This window comes from Campylobacter volucris, from assembly GCF_008011665.1.
Classification (GTDB): Bacteria; Campylobacterota; Campylobacteria; order Campylobacterales; family Campylobacteraceae; genus Campylobacter_D; species Campylobacter_D volucris_A.
The window spans coordinates 1-21,963 of record NZ_VOWJ01000028.1 but is presented as its reverse complement, the minus strand read 5'-3'; the positions used below and the strand labels follow the sequence as shown (position 1 = coordinate 21,963).

The following is a 21,963-nucleotide window of genomic DNA, read 5'->3' as shown; positions in this document are numbered from 1 at the left end:
TTTATCTTCTCTTATCTAAAATTTTAGCTTGATTTCTTTTAACTTTTTTTACAAAAGCAACACCATCTTCTTCTTGATAATCTTGCAAGTATTTATCTTCTATTGGAGCCTCACCTTTAGATACTTCATGATAAATTCGGCTAAAATTTAAAGTATCTTTTTCATCAACAAAACCTGGATCTCTGTTTTCTTCTCCTACTACTTGGCGGTATTCTTTACCAAAAATTTTATCAATCTCATACCATTTAGCAAATTCATCACCCTCTAAAGGATAAGTCTTTAAAAAAGGATGACCAAACCAATCATCTGGCATTAATAATCTTTTTAAATTAGCGTGATTAATGATGAAAATTCCAAACATATCATAAATTTCTCTCTCGCACCAATTAGCTCCTTTAAAAACACTCATAATACTTTGAAGCTTTTCTTTTATACCTACAAAGGTTTTTATCCTAACTCTTAGATTTTTATCCATATTTAAAAGCTGATAATATACTTCAAATCCATTTTTTTGTGCTACAAAATCAATAGCACTTGCATCGGTAAAACAGCTATAGCCTAAATTTTTAAGCTCATTTAATAAAGCAACATTATCATCTTTTTCTATTTCAATCACCCAAAAATCAAGCTCAATAAAAGATTTTTTAATCTTAAATTTTTGAGAAATTTGAAGAAAATCTTGCTCAAAAACACTATTTTCTAAATTTAATTTTTGAGTTTTTGGAGCATGATAAAATCTATCTTCATAATAATTTTTCAATTGAACATTTTTTTTATCACTATATTTTCTCATCATATAAGCCTTTTTGGAGCGATGTGTCTACTTGCTTTTTCTTTGCGAATTCTTTTTTGAAGTATCATTAGTGCAAATTGAAAAGTCTCAGGGCGTGGCGCACAGCCTGGCACATAAATATCAACAGGTATTATTCTATCTACACCTTGAACAGTAGAATAAGTATTAAACATACCGCCAGTATTTGCACAAGAACCCATAGAAATTACCCATTTAGGATCTGGCATTTGATCGTAAAGTCTTCTTGTAAATTCAGCATGTTTTTTGCTTAAAGTTCCAGCTATAATCATCACTTCAGATTGCCTAGGACTTGCTCTAAAAATAGTCCCAAATCTATCAAAATCATATCTTGAACCACCTGCTGCCATCATTTCAATAGCACAACAAGCAAGTCCATAAGATAAAGCCCATAAAGAATTACTCCTACCCCATTGGACTATTTTATCAACAGTGGTTAAAACAACAGGTGCTGTGCTCATTTTTTGATACTCTGCCACTCAAATGCTCCTTTTTTATAAGCATATAAAAACCCAAGTGCAAGCAATAAAACAAATACAAAAACTTCAACCAAAGCAAACATAGACAAACCATATTTTGAAAGCTCAGCAATTAAATCTTTAAACACAACAGCCCAAGGAAATAAAAATACTACTTCTATATCAAGCAATATAAAAATCAAAGCAAAAACAAAAAATTGAGAATTGATTTTATTAGCTTGTTTAGAAGCCATAGGACCACATTCATAAATTCCAAGTCCTAGTTTTTTTCTATTGTGCGAAGCTAGTTTGGAGCCTAATTTTGAAGAAATATATACTAAAGTAAAAAAGATAACGCTTGCAATCACAAGCATTGCAAATATACCAAAGTATTGATGCTCTATTGTTGCATGAGTCATAATAAACCTTTTAAAAGACAATTGGAATTATTTTACTTCAAATTAGCTATATAAAAACTTATTATCAATCAAATAAATTTTTAATATTTCAAAATGAAACAATTTTTTTATCTCTATTGTAAAATAATCTTTTTATGGCAAAGATTTTTTAACAAATTTTCTTGATGGGAAATAAAAATATAAGTAATATCATTTAAATTTTGAAATTTAATAAGATAATTTAAGATTTTATAAGCAGTTGGTATATCAAGAGCTGAAATAATTTCATCTAATATTAACAATTTTGGTTTTAAAATCAAAGCCCTAATTAGTCCAAGTCTTTGACTTTGCCCACCACTTAACTTTGAAGGCTTTAAATCTAAAATATCTTTTTCAAGCTCAAAAATATCAAATAACTCAAAAAGTTCTTTATAATTTGGCTTAAGATTAAAATTTTCATACACATCCAATATGAGATTTTTAACTTTTTTATAAGGATTTAAAGCTAGTTTTTGATCTTGAAAAAGATATTGAATTTTTTTGCGTAATTTTCTTTGGCTAGAAAAATCTAAATTTAAAATATTTTCATTTTCAAACAAAATTTCGCCACTATTTGCAGTTTCTAACATACACAAAATTTTAGCTAAAGTGCTTTTACCGCTTCCACTTTCTCCACAAAGCAATAAATTTTCATTTTTATTTAATGTAAAATTGATGTTTTTTAAAATAAAAATTTCTTCTTGTTTTAAATACCAGTGTTTTTTAAAAGCATAGCTTTTACTTAAATTTTTAATCTCTAAAAACATTTTCATTCTTTGAAAGTTCTATCAATTCTTTAGCATAAGAACTTTTTGGATTTTTCAAAAATTCCAAAATGCTTGCTTGTTCGATGATAGTTTTATCTTCCATAATCAAAACCTCATCGCTTAATTCTTTTGCTAAATTTAAATCATGTGTAATATAAAGTATATTAATAAATTCTGATTTTAATTCTTTTAAAATAGTAATGATTTTTTCTTCATTTTTTTTATCTAAAGAACTTGTAATCTCATCACACAATAAATACCTAGCCCCGCTTAATAAAGCTAGGGCTATTTGAACACGCCTTGCTATACCTCCACTTAATTGATAAATAAAAGAATGCCACAAAAGATCATGATTTTTAAGCCCTAAACGCTCAAAAAAATAAAATGCTTTTTCTTTAATTTCTTTTGTGCTTAAAGTAGTATGGGTTTTTAAAACTATATTAAAATAACTCCCAATATCTATAAGCGGATAAAAACTACCATAAACATCTTGAAAAAGTAAATTTACTTTTGATCTTAAAGTGTTTAACTCTTTAGCACTAAGATTTAAAATTTCTTTAGAGTCTATATTTAGCGATGAAGCTTGCAATAAATAATGTTTATCAAAAAGTCTAATGAAGCTTTTAAGTAATAAACTTTTACCAACACCACTTTTACCCATAATGGCTAAAGTTTTATTATCTTCAAGGGTAAAAGTGATATTTTTTAACAAAACTTTTTGTTTATAATGTAAATTTAAATTTTCGACTTTTATCATATTTTGATATCCTCTTGCATATCATTACCCAAAGCAAGCAAAGGTAAAATAAGTAAAAGTATAAACATCACAGGAAAGACTATCATCCACCAAAATCCTAAAAACACGCTTTTGCTAACTTCATTGAGTATATTGCCTAAGCTTGGTGTAGAAAGATCTACTCCTAAACCAAAAAAGCTCAAAGTTGCTTCGCTAGTTATAGCATGAGCAATGTTTAACACAAACAGCACAAAAAGCAAATTCCAACATGCAGGCAAAAGCTCTTTAAATAAAGCCTTTGTTTTGGTACTTCCTAAGATTATAGCATTTTGATAAAATTCTAATTTTTGGAATTTGTTAATATGTGTATCAAGCACCTTAGCCACAAAAGCAAAATGCCCCAAAGCAATGATAAAAATCATACTCCAAATAGAACCTGCTAAAAAACTTTGAAAAAACATTATCGTAAGCAAAGAAGGTAAAGCTAACAACATATCAAGCACTCTTGCAAAAAATGCATAAGCAAAAAATCTAGTTAAAAAAACATAAAAAAGAGCAAATACTACACTTAAAAATGCAGCCAAAATTCCTACAAGTAAAGAAACTCTTAAAGCATATAAAATTCTTGCAAAAAGATCTCTACCAAGTAAATCTGTACCAAAAATATGAGTTAAATTTGGAGCTTGCTTGGCTTTGCTTAGATCGATTAAATTTGGATCATAAGAGCTTATATAAGGAGCAAATATAGCTAAAATAATACCGATAAAAAATAAAACTAAGTATATTTTACGCATTTGCAAACCTTGGATTAATCATCTTGCAAAGAATTTCTACAATCAAATTTACAAAAACCACTGCCAATATACTAAAAGTAACTACAGCTAATACTACAGGATAATCTTTAAACAATATACTTTTAATCACCAAATTCCCTATACCCTCATAAGAAAACACACTCTCTACTATATAAGTGCCCATTAAAAAACTCACAAAAGAAGCACCAAAATATGCAAGTATAGAACCAAAAGCATCTTTTAACACAAAATGCAAATACACTCTTTTTTTACTAAGTCCTCTAGCAAAAGCACTTTCTATAAAATTTTGATTTAAACTATCGATTAAAGTAGTTCTTATAAAACGCACAAAAACCGCTAAATGCGAAAAAACCAAAGCACACACTGGCAAAAACAAATGCCACAAACGATTTTTTACATCATCTTCAAAACCAATATCTGCTATAGCTGAACTTGGAAAAAATTTAAAAATAACCGAAAAAAATAAAATAAGCATCAAAGATAAAGAAAAAGTAGGCAAAGCTAAAAAACTCATTGTAAAAAAAGTGATAAATTTATCTAAAAAACTATCTTTATAAAATACACACAAAAGCCCTAAAATCAAAGATAAAACAAACAACACAAAAAAAGCCAAGCTTCCAAGTATAATGGTATAGGGAAGTTTTTCTTTTAAAATTTCATTTACTTTTTCACCACTTATTAAAGAGTAGGAAAAGTCGCCTTTTAATGCTTTAAAAGCCCAATTTTCATACTGCTCTAACAAAGGTTTATCTAAATTTAAATTTTTTTCTATCTCTTCTTTTACTTTTAAACTAACACCTTGAGGCACAGCAGCAAATACCACACTACCTTTGGCATAATACATCATCACAAAACATAAAAAACTTGCAAAAAAAATCAAAAAAAACGCCCATAATAGGCGTTTTAAAATGAGTTGTAGCACTTAGTTTTTGCTCCACTCGTAAGCATTCCATGTAAAACCAACCCCATGATGGCCTAAAACATGTGATTTTATACCGCTGATATTTGCTCTAAAAACTAAAGGATAATCAATATAAGCTATAAATAAAAACGCAGGATCTTCATGCAAAGCTTGGATAAATTCCTTGTAATGTTTTTTTCTTTGATTTATATCTAATGAATTTCTAGCATCAAGTAAAGCTTTATCTACTTTAGCATTTTGATAATGTCCAAAATTCCACCCGCTTGAATTTAAAGCAGCATCTTCAGAACTTGCAAAAACTCTAAAGGTGTGAAAATCAGGATCATAAGGGCTTCCCCAACCTATCAAAAAACTATCTATCTTGGTATAGTCAAAACTTCCACTTGGTTTAGCTATGGCTTGAGCTTTAATACCTAGTTTTAAAAATTCACTTCGTAAGATATTTACCAAAGCAGCTCTTAGTGGATCATTGCTCATTGCATACATTTGAAAACTAAATTCTTTGCCATTTTTTTCTAAAATGCCATTTTTGTTTTTTACAAAACCAGCTTGTTTTAAAAGCTCATTTGCTTTTTTTAGATCGTAATGATAAGTAGCAAATTTATCGGGATTTGCCCATGATTTTTCTAAAGGATGATTTGCCACGCTTCCAAAAGAGTGTAAAAGAGTATCTACTATAGCTTTTTTATCAATAGCATAATTTAGTGCTAAACGAACCTTTGGGTCTTTAAAAAATTCATTATTAAGATTAAACATCAAAGCACGATAATCAGCTGATGGCATTTGAATCATTTTAAAATTTTTATCATTTTGAAAACTTGAAGCCAAAGAAAAATCAACCAAAGCCACATCTATAGTTTCATTTTTAAGCTCAATAGCACTCACACTAGGATCTTTAATGTGTTTTAGTATAAGTTTTGGAGTTTTTACCTTGCTTAGATAATAATTTTCATTTGCTTCTAAGATCATATATTGACCTTGTTTCCATTGTTTTAATTTATACGAGCCTGTTCCTATAGGATTTTGATTAAATTTTGCAGTGTTTAAATTTTCGTTTTCAAGCAAATGTTTTGGCAAAATTCCTATACTTAAAGCATCTAAAAAAGGAGGGAAGGGTTTAGATAAAATGATTTTTATATGATAATCATCTATAATCTTTACTTCTTTAACTGCGTCAAAATTTACCTTTGAAGGAGAATTTAATTTTTCATCTTTTAAAGCATTGATACTAAATTCCACATCTTTAGCGTTAAATTTAACTCCATCGTGCCATAATACATCATCTCTTAAAGTAAATTCATACTCAAGTCCATCTTTGCTCACTTTCCAAGAACTAGCAAGATCGGGTGCTAAATTCATTTTCTCATCAAAGCGCGTAAGCCCTGAGAATACAAGTCCTATAGCCACATCGTGATCTTCGCTAAAAAGTGGATTGATACGCTCTGGCTCATTTTCAACCGCGATAACGATTGCATCTTTTGGTGTAGTGGCAAAAAGACTCATCGCACAAAAAAGCATCATAAAAAATCTCAACATACAAAACCTTTCTTGTTAAAATAAAATACTATTATAACGCTTTTTAATCATAAGATTTGGTAAAAATTTCATTTTTGTCATCAAACAAAAGTTGTAAATATCTCTCATATTGCTTAAGTATATCTACGATGATTTCTTGCTCATTTAAATACTCTATATTATAGCCATTACGCGAATCAACAAAAAAAGTTTGTGGTTCAAAAATAAATTCTTTAGAATAAGTTGGTATAAATTTATCATCTATAATGCTTTGACTTGCTTGTTTTTTTACTATTTGCACCCCATAAATAAAATCTTTAGCAAATTCTTTTTTGATAATCAAACTAATACTTGATTTTTTGTGAATAATTTGTGTTTTTAAACCATAATCTTTAAGACTTTGACTAAGTAATTGCATAGCACCTTTAACCCGGGTATTTAAAAATTTTTGTATATCTTGTTCCTTACTTTGTTTTAAAATTCTAGCAAGTCTTTCTTGCCAAAATTCTCCTGAAAAATAAACACTACTTTGACTAAGCTTAGTTAAAGAATAATTTACATCCACAATCAAACCTTTAAGCAATGAAAAACACATCAAACAAAGCAAAAATGCAAAAGGTAAAGCCACAATCATAGTGATGCTTAAAATAGCTCCTAAACCACCTGAATACAGCAAAGAAGTAGCTAAAAGTGCAAGCACAAAACCCCAAAGGATATTTTGCCATTTATATGACTCATGGACTCCACCGCTACTTAAAGAATTTAACACAAATATCCCGCTATCTGCTGAAGTAATAAAAAACAAAGCCAAAACTAAAAGCGCAAGCAAAGAACTAAGATAAGAAAAAGAAAAATTTTGTAAAAAATAAAAAAGCAAACTTTCAGGCGCTGAAGTAAATGGACTTAAAATATCGCTAAAATTTAAAGCACTATTGCCAAAAACACTAAACCAAAGCATATTAAAACTAGTAGGCACTACAAGAACACCAAAGATAAATTCTCTTATCGTTCTACCGCGTGAAATTTTAGCAATGAAAAAACCTACAAAAGGTGCCCAGCTAAGCCACCAAGCCCAATAATAAATAGTCCAGTTATTAAACCATTCTATATGTTCTTTTTCATAATAATAAGTTTTAAAACTCAAAACAATTAAATTTTGTAAATAATTGCCAATATTGGAACTAAATTGCGAAAGAATTTGAATGGTGTTAGTTGAAAAAAGCACAAAAAACATTAAGCACATTGCAAAAACCAAATTCACTTCACTTAAAATCTTTAAACCTTTAGTTAAACCACTAATAGATGATAAAGTAGCCAAAGAGATGATTATGATTATAATCACGCTTTGTTCTAAAAAATTTTGCTCATTTAAAATACCTAAATTTAAAAAACCTGCATTGAGTTGAGAAGCACTATAACCAAGAGTAGTGCTAATCCCAAAAACAGTCACAATTAAAGCTAAAATATCAACCAAATTTCCCCAAAAACCATAAATTTTTTCTTTTAAAAGTGGATAAAAAGCACTACGCAAGCTAAGAGGCATTTTATACCTAAAGCCAAAATAAGCCATAGCCAATGCACACACTCCATAAATAGCCCATGGATGAATTCCCCAATGAAAAATAGTATGCAGCATGGCTTCTTCGTCATTTATTTTTAAGATTTTTTTATGTATAAGCGGTTCAGCCACTCCAAAATACATAAGCCCTACACCCATTCCCGTCGCAAAAAGCATAGCAAGCCAAGAAGTAAATTTAAAATGAGGTTTTTCATTATCATCACCTAATTTAATATCGCCCATTTTAGAAAATGCAAGCACCAACATAAAACTTACAAAAAAACTCGCACTTAATATATAAAACCATGAAAAATTTACAAAAATTACGCTTTTAATATGACTAATAAAATCATTTGTAAGTTTAGGTAAGAAAATACAGCTAATACTTAAAAGCACTATAGTGCAGATACTTGGTAAAAATACTGCTTTTTTAAAACTAGTTTTAAACATAATTTTCCTTTTTATAGTTTTAAATTTTAAGTTAATATTTTTTAATATGTCAAAAATTTTCTTAAACTCAACTAAATTAATAAAACTAATAAAAAGATAATAAAATACAAACTATAAGTTTTATAAATTGAAAAATACATTTTTAGAATTAAAAAAATAATTTTAGAATTCACAAAAATGCGAATTCTAAATAAATTAATAAAATATTACATGCACCTTTTGTGATCCATGGACTCCAAAAACTGTTACAAGTTCTATATCAGCTGTTCTTGATGGTCCTGCTATAAATAAAATATTACTCGGTAGAATTTCATTTTCTTTTTTAACCAAATTTAAAGCCTCGCTTAAACTCTTTACCACATTTTCTTTTTTAAGCAACACCATACAAAGCATAGGTGCTAAAGAAAGCATTCTAGGCTGATCTTTACTTGAAGTTACTAAAGCAACCCCATGAGAACTCACTCCAAGCCTTGCTTGGATGATAGAAAAATCACTATGAAAAAGCTCTTGTCTTAAATTTTCAACCTCTTGATCAAAACAAGTCTTTTTTTCAGCATCAATTTTTTCGATATCTATATCTAATTTACTTGGATAAATGCAAGTTTTATAACCATAACTTGAAACGATTTTATTTATCGTTTTTTCTAAATTTTCTTTGGTGCATTCTTCGACTATATATTTATTTGCTTGCATTTTTTCTTTTAATTCTTCAAGCATATTTTGACTTGTTTTGATATGCTCTATAGGATCTATAGTTGGAATTTTTTCAATATCTATTTGGGCGTTTTTGATTTTATCTAAAATAATTTTTTTACTTTTTGAAGAAATTTCATCAATCTTACTCACATTTTACTCCTTCAATGTTTTCAAGTTCTTGGTATAAATTCATTTTCACCTCCGGGAATTCCTTATAAGCACTCCATTTTTTTACTACAGGCAAAGAATTTTTACTTTTTTGCAAGAACCAATTAAATTTATGCAAATTAGATATAGTAAATTGCCAAATTTTTGGAGAAGTAGCGGCTTTTTCAAAAGCTTTAAAGCTCATAGCTTCTAGTTTGTTTGGATTTTCACTTCCAAAGCTTCCTTGACCTATTTTTGCTGCTCTTAGTTTTCTTATTAAATCAGCAAGTGGAATTTTTACTGGACAAACTTCAGAACATCTTCCGCATAAAGAACAAAAAGTAAGTATATCTCCATTTTCTTGCATACCGAAAAGATTAGGACTTATAACCTCTCCTATGGGGCCTGGATACACGCTTTGATAAGTGTGACCACCTATTTTATCATACACTGGACAAAAATTCATACAAGCGCCGCATCTTATACAACGCAAAGCTTCATAATAGTCTTTATCATTTAGCATTTTACTTCTATTGTGATCAAAAAGTATTATATGCACTTCTTTAGGACCATCTAAGTCTCCATTTTTCCTAGGACCTGTTATGATGTTATTATAAGTTGGTATAAATTGCCCTGTAGCTGAAGGAGTAAGCAAAGATACCATAGTAGCAGCATCTTCAAAGCTTTCCATCACTTTTTCTATGCCACAAAGTGCTACATGTATATCGCTTGCTGTAGTGCACATTCTGCCATTACCTTCATTTTCTATAAGCCAAAAAGCACCTTCTTTAGACATAGCAAAATTAACCCCGCTAAGTCCCATTTTAAGCCCTTCAAATTCATCTCTTAAATGTTTTCTAGCTATAGCATTTAGTTTTTCTGGCTCATTTTCTAAATTTGCTCCTAATTTTTCTTGAAAAATTTTACCAATCTCATAGCGATTTTTATGCACAGCTGGTACCACTATATGGACCGGAGTTTCATCATTTAACTGAAGTATAAGCTCGCCTAAATCTGTTTCTATAGCTTTAAGCCCTTTAGCTTCTAAATAATGATTTAAGCCTATTTCTTCACTAGCCATAGACTTACCTTTTAAAATTTTACTCACATTTTTTTCAAGCATTAATTCATATATAATCTCACAAGCATCAATGTCAGAACTAGCCCAATGCACTTTTATGCCATTTTTACTAGCATTTTTTTCAAATTCTAAAAGTCTATCGTGTAGAGTTGATAAAGCATTGTTTTTAGCTTGTTTTGCTTTAGATCTTAAACCTTGCCAATCGTTAAATTTTTCATCTATAACTTTTAAGCGATTTTTTTGCAAAGTATGCATAGCTGATCTTAAATTTTCTCTCATTTGAGTATCATGGATTTTTATATCTACGATTTGTTCGTGTGCTACTTTCATATCATAGCTCCTTCAAGACGCTTGTTTAAAAAACTATACAAATGCATACCTTTGATATCAAGTCCCATTTTTTGCATGGTTCCTACGATATTCATCAAACATCCACCATCTGAACTTAATACATACTTAGCACCTGTATTTTGGATATCTTTAATTTTTTCTCTTACCATAGCATCTGAAATTTGAGGCTCTTTTACTGAAAAAGTTCCACCAAATCCGCAGCATTCTTCTTCAAATTCTAAAGGCACTAATTCTACATTTTTTAATCTTTTAATCAAATTTTTACTCGCATCGATACATTTTTGAATTCTTAAAGCATGACAATTAGAATGCCAAGTAACTTTTAGTGGTTCGCCTTTATCCTCATACTCCACTTTTAAAACATTATCTAAATACTGACTTAGTTCGATTACCCTTGAACTAAAATCTTTTACCAAAGTATAATTTTCATCATCCTTAAAAAGCTCTAAATAATCATGGCTCATCATCCCCGCACAGGATCCACTTGGAACGATTATAGGATAATCTTTGTCAAATAATTTTATATTATGCAAAGCTATGCTTTTACTTTCTTTGAAATATCCTGAATTAAAAGAAGGTTGAGAGCAGCAAGTTTGCTGCTTTTTAAAAATCACCTCAACCCCTTCTCTTCTTAAAAGTCTAACAGCACTCAACACGCTTTCTTGCATGATAGCACTACCCAAACAAGTAGCAAATAAATACACCTTTTTCATTTTTAGCCTTATTTTAAAGTTATAACATCAGGTATTATACCGCTTAAGAAAAACGCTATAACAAAGGTCCAAATTCCTATTAAAACTACAAAAGCAATAGAGTATTTTAAAGTAAATCTAAACAACTCTGATTCTCTTCCTACAAGTCCAACAGCCGCACAAGCTACTGCTATACTTTGCGGAGATATCATTTTTCCTACTACCCCACCTACTGAATTTGCTGCTAAAAATAAAGCTTCAGAAACGCCAAGTTTTTGAGCGCTAACTTGCTGTAAAGTTCCAAAAAGCAAATTCGAGCTAGTATCTGAACCAGTTAAAAATACCCCTATCCAGCCTATAATAGGTGAGAAAAATGCATAAGCATCGCCTGTATTTGCAAAAGCAAGACCTAAAGTAGTGCTCATACCGCTGTTTTTGGCTATAAAAGCAAAAGCTACAACCAAACCTATGGTAAAGCAAGGAATAGCCATATCTTTTAAAGTTTCCCAAAAACACTCACTTGCGTCATTTAGTTTAATTTTTAATACCACTATACTCATCAAAGCAGCAAGCAAGATAGCCGTTCCTGCTTGAGCTACTAAGTCTATGGTGTGTGATGGGATCATGGTTTTTGTATTTTGTGGATTAACTATATCAGGACTTACGATAGAGCCTAATGTTTCGTTAAATTTTATACTAAATTGCATGAAATTTAAGATTCCATCTTTAGCAAATAAAGCTTTAAACCAAGGTTGAGTCCATATAATGATACAAATGATTAAAAGTATAAATGGCGTCCAAGCCAAAAGCACTTTTTTAAATTCTAACTTTTGTGTGTTGTCAAAATCTTTTACATCATCTAATCTAAAGATATTTTTTGGTTTCCAAAATTTTAAAAATATAGTCGTAATAGATAATGAAACTACAGCCGAAATGATATCTGGTAATTCTGCTCCTAAGTGATTTGAGCTTAGAAATTGTGTAGCAGTAAAAGATACAGTCGCTACTAAGATAGCTGGGAAAGTTTCTTTAACACCTTTTATACCATCCATTAAAAATACTATAAAAAATGGTATGCTTAAGCTAAGTGGCACAAGCATTCTACCTACCATAGCTGAAACCGAATGCTGTTCTATACCTACTAAATTACTCATAGCTATAATAGGAATTCCAACGGCTCCAAAGGCTACTGGAGCGGTATTTGCTATAAGACAAAGCCCTGCTGCGTATAAAGGCTTTAACCCAAGCCCCACTAATAAAGCTGCTGTGATAGCAACAGGCCCGCCAAAACCTATAGCACCTTCTAAAAAAGAACCAAAACAAAAACCTATCAAAATCACTTGAATTCTATGATCTGGAGTGATACTCATCACGCTTTGTTTTATGATCTCAAAAGAACCTGATTTGATAGAAAGCTTATATAAAAATATAGCTGCAATGATAATCCAAGCTATAGGCCAAATGCCATTAGCAAAGCCTTGTATAAAACTTGCCCCTAGCAAAGACAAAGGCATGCCATAAGCAAACAAAGCTATCAAAGCTGATAAAATAAGTGTCAAAAATGCTGCTTGATAGCCTTTAAGCTTTAAAAATACAAGAGAAATTAAAAAGCACAATATAGGTAAAAACGCTACTAAAGCGCTTAAGATGATATTGTTAAATGGATCATAGATTTGTTGCCACATACTTTTCCTTTCAAATTTAAGTAATTTGAATTCATCTTAACAAATATTTGGTTTTTAAGTGTTTTTCATGGGAAAAGATTTAATAATATATGAGTATAAGAGTAACATTTGCAAAAGCTAATTTAAATTTATAGCGATAAAAAGAAACAAGCTAATTATAAAAATTAGCTTGGCACTATGGAATTTTTAATAAAAACAATACAAATAAAAACAAAAATCAATAAGCATAATTAAAAATATAATTAAATTAAAAATATAAATGTAAATATTACTTTTATAACTATATATTGAAGAAATTTTTAAAAGAAAAGCAAACAAAGAGTAAAGAATATTTCCTACAAAAAAAGCTATAAAAGCCATAGTAAAAATTAATCTAAAAATACTTACTTTATCTATATTTGATAATACAGAAGTTGAAAAAACCAAACCGCTAACAAAAGTCAAAACAATAGAAGCAAAAATACCTAAAATAGTAATATATTGAGTTTGTTGCTTACTAAGGTTATCTTTTATATTATTGTAATTTTTATAAAGCTCATTATATTCATCTTTTATCTTTTTTATTTTACCATCAGAATCTTGTAACCTGACACACTCCAAATTAATATGATCATAAAAATCTTTAATTTTTTCTTTAATACACTCATCGCAAGTTTTGTTATCTAATTTTTCTTCAAGCATTCTAACATTTTGAGCTAATGTCATCAAATCTTGTTCTCTATCGCTTTTTGTAATATTTAATATTATCGTCGTAAGCTCTGAATACTTATGCTTATATTCTGTTTTATAAATTGTGATTAACTTTTCTACAATGTCATCACAACTACTTTCTAAGCTTTGCTCATTATATATTTTTTCTATAATTACTTTTAGCTCCTTGTGTTCTTTTTTAAAACTCATTTTTGGCTTCTTGTTTTATTAATTCCTTATTGATAACTTCCTTTTTATTTTCTTTAAAACTCTGCTCCCACGCTCCACCTTTTCTATGACTTTTTTCAACAAGAATCCAATAAGATTGTTTATTGCATTTTTTAATCGAAGTATTAATTATTTCCAATTCATCATTATCAAGATTTAATTGAATTTCATCGTTAGGTTTATCTATAGAATTAGCCCCATAATTTCTATATTCGCAATAAACATCTCTAGCAACAGGACCATACTTCCAAGCTTCAAAATCATCATTAATAAGATGTTTATCAAATTTTTTAATATAATCAAGTTCTGTAAAATATAAAGTTTTTTGTAGTTCTAAATTACTCAAATCTTTATCTGATTTATAAAGAATATATTTTGCTAAATCTAAAGCATTAACCATTGTTACTCCTTTAGTTTGTTTTATTAATCATATCGACATATAAATCCTAATCAATTGTTTAAAGTATAACATATATAAATTTAAACACCTATTATTGTTTTATTTCATCTTGAATTATTGTTTTTCCATTTTTATATTTTCTAACTTGGCACGATGGAATTTTTTCGTGCGGTTTTTTGGAGTGAGAAAAGGATTAAACCTATAAGTATAGTATAAAATATATTTAACACTATCAAACTTGGATAATAAAGTTTTTCAGCATCATCAATAATTTTTCCTATTAAAGGGTGGATTATACTAGGTTTATTAATAATTGTGATTAAAACTATTGCATAAGAAATAATAATAATTATATGTTTACAAATTAAAGATTTGGTGCAAATTAAAGACACATATAAACTAACAAACAAAATATTTATGGACAAAGAGTATTTAAAATCATTACCTAAATTTAAAAATTTTTCAGCAAATCCTCCAAGAAAAATATAAAATACACTAGTAAAAAATAATGCAAAAAACATACTTTCTAATAACAGCTGTATATCACATATTACTATTTTAAAACCTTTTAATAATTTATTTTTTGTATATCTTAAAAAATTACAAAAATTAATTTCAAAATAATTATTTTTATCGATTTTATGCAATGTAAAAACACATCCTAAAATCATAAACAAAGCTATTACACCGTCAATACACGATTTAAAATTATCTAAAAAGCCATATAAAGTTAAAATAGCTCTTGTATCTTCAAGTTTATCATAATGAAGCCAAGTAAAACCAAAAACAAATAAAGCATATAAAGCTATCAATAATACAAAATTATTAAAAACTCTTAAAAAATCAGTATGATGATCGCAAAGTTTTCTGTAAAATCCTAAAAGTAAAAAATCCGAAAGTTCCTTAACTCTCCAAGTATTTTTTTCTAAATCTTGCTGATTTTGTGGTTCTATACCTTTTTTATACCAATTTTGTTTTAACTCTATCTCTTTGCAATAAAGTTCATATTTATGAAAATTTGAAGCATCTAAAGCATTATTATCTTTTATCAAAGCACTTTTAAAAGTCCTAAAAGAATCTCTAAAATCATTTGCAAATTTGTCTAAAGATTTTTTATCTTGCTCGTTTTTGCCTTTATTAAAATCTTCACACTCTTGCGTAATTTTGTTTTCTAAATTTTTAAAAGTAAAATTTAGATTTGTATTTACAGCATTTAAATTTCCTTTGAAAATAACTTGAGAAAAATTCGGAGCTTTATCAAATGTAACCCCATAAAAACAAGCTGTCTTTTCAAATTCACACTCGTGAAAATCAACATAATCTTTAAAATGAGAGTTGTTAAAATAAACATTATCTTTAAATTTAGACATTTTAAAACTGACTCTATTTTTAAAATCAAAATTCATAAAATCAGCTACTTTTTTAATATTGCAAAAAGCAAATATAAAATTTCCATAAATAGTAGGTTTTGCATAATCACATAAATTAAATTCATCGAATTCACACTTTTGAAATTCAATATTTCCATCTATATGATTATTGATAGATATTTGTTTAATTTTTTTACATCCATTAATGCTAATTTTATTTATAACTTTAACTTTCCCATTAAATTTTAAAGTTAATTCATTACAATTATTAATATGCAACATATCAATTTCGACATTATCTTCAATTGTTAAATCTAGTCGTTCAACATTATCAAAAGCTAAATTCTCTTTAAAAATCATATCTTTTAAAGATATTTTTAAATTGTTATTGGCATTATAGTGTCGCTTAAAATTATCTTTATTTCCATCAAAATAACAAATACCTTCTATAATATATTGTTTTTCACTATTTAACTTTGCTTCACCTTTTATATAATTTTCAAATTTTATATCTTCTTCATTATTGATATTTTTTTTAGATAAAAAACTACTTACTAAATCCATCACTTTCCTTCAATGATTTTTATTTCTTCTTCGGTTAGGTTGTAAAGTTTATAAACTATAGAGTTTATTTTGTTTTCTTGTTCTTGGGTGTTTGCGTTTTTATTTTGCTCTTTGGCTTTTAAAATTTCATCGACTAAACTTGCTAGCTCATTTACTAATTTTTCATTTTTGGAATTTATATCTACTATAGGAATATTTAGCAAAGGCTCTTTATCAATTTTAAATAGATTTCCTTGTATTTTTCCTTTATGTTTAAGCCAAAATGCTATAAGTTTAGAATTTAAAAGTCCTGTTAAATATTTCAAATTAATTCTATAGGTCTGAATAAAAAATAATGCCCTAGAACCATAAAAATTTTCATTAGAATATGCAAAAATAGGCTCTATACACCTAACTTGTGAAATAATTTTTTCACCTTTTTTAAAAAATTTTTCTTCTCGTTCCCTATGTAAATAAAAATATGGTTTGTTTGGAGTTTTATATTTAATTTTAGATTCTTTCAATATTTCTTTATATTTTTTAAAATGTTGTTTTAAATTAGGCAAATCATCTAAATTTCCAGAGTAATTTTTTTTAGATAAATAAATTAAATATTTATCAGTAAAATCAGAATAAAATTTTCCACTCAATCCCGTATAATATTCTTTTATAAAACATTGCTCCTTTTCAGAAAAAATATCTTTGTCTTTTATAATAAAAGCCTCATCTATAGCTGGAACTATCCCTTGTGCCACTTCTTTTTCATCAAGATAAAATTTTCCATATTTTTGAATTTTTTCAAACAATCCATCATAATCACTTTTTACAAAATTTAAAGTCTTATCTATGAAATTTTTTGGGGTGAAATTTATATCGAGTATTTCATTGTTTTGAGAATTTTCATTATTTAAAAGAGCTATAGCATCTTCATAATCTGGAGTTTGGGTTATAATTTTTGCAAAATGAAAATTATAGTTTTTAGGTGGTTTAGTCTTTTTAAATTCCATTATCATAGTTTGTATGCTAGCAGAATCAAAAACCATAAAAGAGCTAAAATCAATAAGATTTAAAATTTGTGATTCTTCTAAAATTATATTGCGTAATTTTTTAGCACCTTGATTTGTTATCCAATTATTTGTAGCTATAAAAGATAAATTTGCATTTTCCTTTAAAACATCAAATCCACGCCCTACAAAATGATACCAAATATCCATTTTACCTTGATATGTTCTTAAATTTTTTGTATTTGTAAAAACTTCTTTATTGTCGTTTTCTTTTATATAAGGTGGATTGCCGATGATGAGATCAAAACCTTTGAAATTTCCACTTTCATCTAGCACTTCAGGAAATTCAAAACGCCACTCAAAAGGATGAGAACTTTCTAAGTCAAAAATGCTCTCATAAAGCTTTGTTAATTTTGTAAATTCTTTTTTGGCTTTGCTCTCATCAAAGTCAAATTCAAACATATTTTTCGAAAAAAAGCTTTTAAAATTCTCATCATCATAAGAATTTATTAAAAAATCGCCATATTTTTTAGAATACTCATTTGCATCGTTTGTAAAGGCTTTGATCTCTTTTGCAAATTTGTCTTTTAAGCAAAAATTTTTAAAAGAAGTTTTGAGATTTTGTATTTCTTTGCTTATCATAGTTTTGTCGGTATAAAAGCCGTCTTTGTAGTCTTTGACTATGCGTTTGTATTTGTCCATACGCTCTTTTATGTTTGGATAATGAGTAAGGCTTTTGTTTATATCAAAATAGCTTATGAGTGAATTTCCACATTTTATGTTTATATCGATGTTTGGTAAGGTTTTTAGATCGTGATAATACTCGTTTTCAAAACTTTGATAATAGCTATGCTTTAAAAGCTCTATCCAAAGACGAAGCTTAGTGATCTCGCATGAATTTGAATTTATATCCACTCCAAAGAGATTGTTTTCTATGATGAGTTTTTTGCACTCAAAAAGCTCTTTTTGAATTTGGTGGGCTTTGTCTTTTTCAAAGCTTGGGCGTTTATACTCTATAAATTCGCCTTTTTCATTTTGCACTAAAATTTCATCATTTTCTATACTAAGGTAAAAATCTTGCTCAAATAAATTCAACTCATAATACACCATAAGCAAACAATTTAAAGCCGAAACCAAAAAATGCCCGCTTCCTACGGCCGGATCGCAAATGCGTATGGAATTTAGCAAATCAAGTTTTTCTTCTTTGGAAATTCTAAAATCCCTTAGATCTTTTTTCAACTCATTTAAATTTGTAGAATTTAACTTAAATTTGGCATTAAATTTATCAAGCACTACTTTACTAATACTTTCTTTACACATATAAGAAGTGATAAAACTTGGAGTATAAAAAGAACCTTCTTTATAGCCATTTAGTTTTTCAAAGACATTTCCTAAAACACTTGAGTTTATAAGCTCTTTTTGCTTTATAAGTTCTTCGCTTTGCTCATCGCTTCCAAAATCAAAACTATCTAAAAATTCAAACAAATATTCTAATAATAAAACTTTACCTTTTTTGCTTTTGCCATTTTCATCTTTTAACTGCGTATGCGGAAAATACTCTAAGGTGCTATCATCATCTAGGGCATTTATAGAAAGGAGTGATTTTTCTATATCTTGTTTTTCAAATAAAGAAGAATTTAAATAAGGCAAATAGCTAAATTTACCTTCGCTTCTTTTTTGCTTTTCTTTGGCTAGGATATCAAAGAAAAGATGAGAAAGTGCGGTGAAATTTGGAATTTTTTCATAATTTAAAAATTTTAAATTTTTATCGTTGTTAAATCTTATAAGATTTGATTCTATGAGTTTTAAAAATAAAATTCTATTTAGCCAAAGTATGATGAACTTTAGTATAGTTTCAAAATTTTTATCTTCTAATTTGCTTTCTATAGCATAATAAAGCGTGCCTTGGCCTTGTTTGCTTTGTTCGCTTTGAGTGATGATAGCCTTTGAGTTTTGCTCACAAAGTCCTAAGATATATAAAAGCTCTTTGTAAAATGCATTGTTTAATGAATTTGCATCATTTGGGCTAAATTCATTTAATAAAAAATCTTTGTTAAAAATTTTAAAAATACTTGAAAGATTTTTAAAATTTGAATTTTGTTTATCTTTAAATGGTGTCAAATCTATAAAAAAGCCTTTTAAAGTGTCATTAGAAGCTTCTATAATCTTAGCTGCTTCTTTATAAAATTCATCTGTATTGCCTTTAAAAAGTGAATTTTCATTATTAAAATTTTCAAAAAGTTTTTTAAATTTAGCATTTTTGTAAAAAAGCTCTTCAAAATCCCTGGATCTAAATACATAAAATTTATAAAAATCCGTAATGATGATAAATTTTAAAGAAAAGCTATGCTCTCTATTTCTAAAATAATACAAAATACTTTCATGCAAAGCTTTTGCATTTGGCTTAGTTTGAGAGATAAATTCTTTTGAATTTATCTTTTTAGCTTCTATTAAAACTTCTAAATCTGTGCTTAGCTCATCTTTTGTTATAGATAAATCTATCTCACTTTTACCTTTTTGTTTAGTCTTTATGTGTGTTTTGAAATTTAAACTTGCTAAAAATGGACTCAACGCATTTGCCACTAAATAATCTTCATTTTGTTCGTGTGCTTGTTCGAGTTTTAAAAGATATTTTGATAAAGCTTTATTAAAATGATCAAATTCGTTTTGTGTGATTTGTTTTTTACGATAATATGGATTTAAAAAATCTTTTTCACTAAGCAAAGCAAGATACATAATTAACCTTTTATAAAAAAATAATTTGTATTTTACTAAAATTTGCTTTTATATAAAAACTATATATTTTTAGAATTTAATATTTTATTAATATCTGTATACACTTGTTGTATAGGGCTTTTATTAAAAAAATCATTTAAAATTTTAATAAAATCTTTTGTAGAATTTTGATTTTCAATCAACCAATAAATAAAAGCATATTCTCCTTCTAATTTTTCATTATTTATCAATTTATCACAATAATAATGGTTTTGATACTTTCTGATATTTTCTTCTTTGGTATCTTTGAATGATTTTAAACATTCTTTATATTTTTCATTTTCTACATCTTCATCATTATCGTTTGATATTTCAAATGTTAGTCCAAAAGTATCATAATAACTTTTTTTAAAATACAAATATATACAAGGATACAAACTTTCATCTTTGTAAAATTTAGGATAAAATGCAAATACGCCGTGATTGACGCGATTTTCTTCTAATTTATTACCAATAAAGATTATATTACCTATTTTAATTTCTATATGTTTTAAATTGTCAAAAAATTCTTCTATTATGTATTCACAAATACTATTCCATTTATGCTGGATGATGCTTTTGGCTTTTTTATAATCTTGTTCGTTTAAATTTTTAAGCTCTGATTTATTTTTATTGTATCTATATAAAATCAGAGCATTGTTTAAATTTTGTATTTTTGTTTTTGTATCTTTTTTAAAAATAAATTCTAATACATCGTCTCTTTGAATATACTCATTTGTTATATACCATTGTAAAATATTTTTATATTGATTAAGAGTAAAAATAATATTTTGTATATCTAGCGTGAAATTTTAACTTTTGATTAATTTTTCTTCATATATTTTTATACATTCACAAATCCATTCTTTAATCCACATATAGTCCATCTTAAAATAATGACTAATATTGTTTTTATTTTTGTCTTTAATCCAATTTTCTGTTATAATAAAATTTCCTAAACTATAATCACTAGGGCTAGCACACTCATCTTGATGTAAATATATAGTCAATATATTTTTATAACAATCTTCTATATTTTTAATACTCTTTCTTATAAAATTAATATAATCTTTCAATTGATTTTTTTGATCTTTTGCATAAATTTTATTTTCTATTATGATGTATCTTTTATCATTTAATATTATTAAAATATCTATTCTTCTATTATCTTTAATACAAGCTTCTGTTTCTATACCTTTTATATCTTCTATATTTAAATTTTCAAAATCAGTATTTTTTAAACTTTTACCAAGTTTTTCTAAAAATATTTTTGCAAAAATTTTTTGATAATGCCCTTTGTCTATATCAATCAAATAAGCTATAAATTTAGAATGATAATTTTCTCTCTCCTCAACACCCAAAGCTTTAAATATATTTATATTGCTCAAACCATTATCTACATCTTGTTCAAATTTAACACTTCTTTAAGTAGTCTTTCAATAAATTTTTCCATGCTTCACCTTACACAACTTTACACTTTTATAATCATCACTTCAAAGTTATCTTACAAATTTAAAAAACATAATTTATTATAATAAATATTTTCTAATTTTTTCATATCATAAAAATCATCAATAATCTCACATCATATATGAAATAAATTATCTAATTTACATTTTTTAATCTAATACTAGATAATTTTTTACTACAACCCTTTTTTTCAATAACACAAACCAAAAAAACAAAAATCTTTAAATAAATAAAACAACCAACAACCCATCCAAAAAATACCTTAATTATAATCTTTATCATTTCTATATAAAAACCATACATCCTAATAAAAAACTAAAACTATAATCTATAAGCTTTTTTATTTTTCACCCGCCAAACTAATTCAAACTAATTCAAACTAA

At 27.5% G+C, this 21,963-nt stretch carries 17 protein-coding genes and 1 pseudogene; all 18 read right to left on the bottom strand.

The annotated features are described in order from the left end of the window. Position 1: 1 nt before the first annotated feature. A complete protein-coding gene (locus FPD38_RS05135) occupies positions 2 to 793 on the bottom strand; it encodes an NADH-quinone oxidoreductase subunit C (protein WP_261798301.1) in 792 nt (263 codons plus the stop codon). Then, on the bottom strand, positions 793 to 1,272 hold the full coding sequence (locus tag FPD38_RS05130) for a NuoB/complex I 20 kDa subunit family protein (protein ID WP_229238036.1): 480 nt from the start codon (positions 1,270 to 1,272) through the stop codon (positions 793 to 795). The genes FPD38_RS05135 and FPD38_RS05130 overlap by 1 nt, the downstream gene beginning before the upstream one ends. Further along, positions 1,269 to 1,688: an NAD(P)H-quinone oxidoreductase subunit 3 gene (locus FPD38_RS05125; protein ID WP_147555668.1), complete on the bottom strand. Its 420-nt coding sequence runs from the start codon at positions 1,686 to 1,688 to the stop codon at positions 1,269 to 1,271. Before FPD38_RS05125 ends, FPD38_RS05130 begins: the two co-directional genes overlap by 4 nt. A 113-nt stretch (positions 1,689 to 1,801) precedes the next feature. Next, positions 1,802 to 2,473 carry an ATP-binding cassette domain-containing protein gene (locus tag FPD38_RS05120; RefSeq protein WP_147555667.1) on the bottom strand — a complete coding sequence of 224 codons (672 nt, stop codon included), beginning with the start codon at positions 2,471 to 2,473 and terminating at the stop codon, positions 1,802 to 1,804. Further along, positions 2,457 to 3,230, bottom strand: coding sequence for an ATP-binding cassette domain-containing protein (locus tag FPD38_RS05115; RefSeq protein WP_147555666.1), 774 nt, complete (start codon positions 3,228 to 3,230; stop codon positions 2,457 to 2,459). Before FPD38_RS05115 ends, FPD38_RS05120 begins: the two co-directional genes overlap by 17 nt. Then, a complete protein-coding gene (locus FPD38_RS05110) occupies positions 3,227 to 4,003 on the bottom strand; it encodes an ABC transporter permease (protein ID WP_147555665.1) in 777 nt (258 codons plus the stop codon). Before FPD38_RS05110 ends, FPD38_RS05115 begins: the two co-directional genes overlap by 4 nt. Next, a complete protein-coding gene (locus FPD38_RS05105; protein ID WP_315969952.1) occupies positions 3,996 to 4,934 on the bottom strand; it encodes an ABC transporter permease in 939 nt (312 codons plus the stop codon). Before FPD38_RS05105 ends, FPD38_RS05110 begins: the two co-directional genes overlap by 8 nt. Positions 4,935 to 4,946: 12 nt before the next feature. Continuing rightward, entirely contained in the window at positions 4,947 to 6,482 is a 1,536-nt protein-coding gene (locus FPD38_RS05100) for an ABC transporter substrate-binding protein (RefSeq protein WP_147555663.1), read from the bottom strand. A gap of 43 nt (positions 6,483 to 6,525) precedes the next feature. Beyond that, on the bottom strand, positions 6,526 to 8,469 hold the full coding sequence (locus FPD38_RS05095) for a BCCT family transporter (protein ID WP_147555662.1): 1,944 nt from the start codon (positions 8,467 to 8,469) through the stop codon (positions 6,526 to 6,528). A gap of 195 nt (positions 8,470 to 8,664) precedes the next feature. Continuing rightward, positions 8,665 to 9,315, bottom strand: a complete 651-nt coding sequence (locus FPD38_RS05090) for a LutC/YkgG family protein (protein WP_147555661.1) — start codon at positions 9,313 to 9,315, stop codon at positions 8,665 to 8,667. After that, the gene (locus tag FPD38_RS05085; RefSeq protein ID WP_147555660.1) at positions 9,308 to 10,723 is read right to left on the bottom strand and encodes a LutB/LldF family L-lactate oxidation iron-sulfur protein; all 1,416 of its coding nucleotides are present in this window, start codon (positions 10,721 to 10,723) and stop codon (positions 9,308 to 9,310) included. Before FPD38_RS05085 ends, FPD38_RS05090 begins: the two co-directional genes overlap by 8 nt. Continuing rightward, positions 10,720 to 11,457 carry a (Fe-S)-binding protein gene (locus tag FPD38_RS05080; protein WP_147555659.1) on the bottom strand — a complete coding sequence of 246 codons (738 nt, stop codon included), beginning with the start codon at positions 11,455 to 11,457 and terminating at the stop codon, positions 10,720 to 10,722. The genes FPD38_RS05085 and FPD38_RS05080 overlap by 4 nt, the downstream gene beginning before the upstream one ends. 8 nt (positions 11,458 to 11,465) lie before the next feature. Continuing rightward, a complete protein-coding gene (locus FPD38_RS05075) occupies positions 11,466 to 13,121 on the bottom strand; it encodes an L-lactate permease (protein WP_147555658.1) in 1,656 nt (551 codons plus the stop codon). 186 nt (positions 13,122 to 13,307) lie between these two features. After that, entirely contained in the window at positions 13,308 to 14,021 is a 714-nt protein-coding gene (locus FPD38_RS05070) for an ABC transporter permease family protein (protein WP_147555657.1), read from the bottom strand. After that, positions 14,011 to 14,439 carry a Panacea domain-containing protein gene (locus FPD38_RS05065; protein WP_147555656.1) on the bottom strand — a complete coding sequence of 143 codons (429 nt, stop codon included), beginning with the start codon at positions 14,437 to 14,439 and terminating at the stop codon, positions 14,011 to 14,013. Before FPD38_RS05065 ends, FPD38_RS05070 begins: the two co-directional genes overlap by 11 nt. Before the next feature lie 140 nt (positions 14,440 to 14,579). Then, positions 14,580 to 16,373: a pentapeptide repeat-containing protein gene (locus tag FPD38_RS05060; RefSeq protein WP_187153107.1), complete on the bottom strand. Its 1,794-nt coding sequence runs from the start codon at positions 16,371 to 16,373 to the stop codon at positions 14,580 to 14,582. Then, on the bottom strand, positions 16,373 to 20,092 hold the full coding sequence (locus tag FPD38_RS05055) for a type IIG restriction enzyme/methyltransferase (protein WP_147555655.1): 3,720 nt from the start codon (positions 20,090 to 20,092) through the stop codon (positions 16,373 to 16,375). Before FPD38_RS05055 ends, FPD38_RS05060 begins: the two co-directional genes overlap by 1 nt. A gap of 59 nt (positions 20,093 to 20,151) precedes the next feature. Further along, positions 20,152 to 21,563: pseudogene (locus FPD38_RS05050) on the bottom strand (PDDEXK-like family protein). Positions 21,564 to 21,963 lie beyond the last annotated feature (400 nt).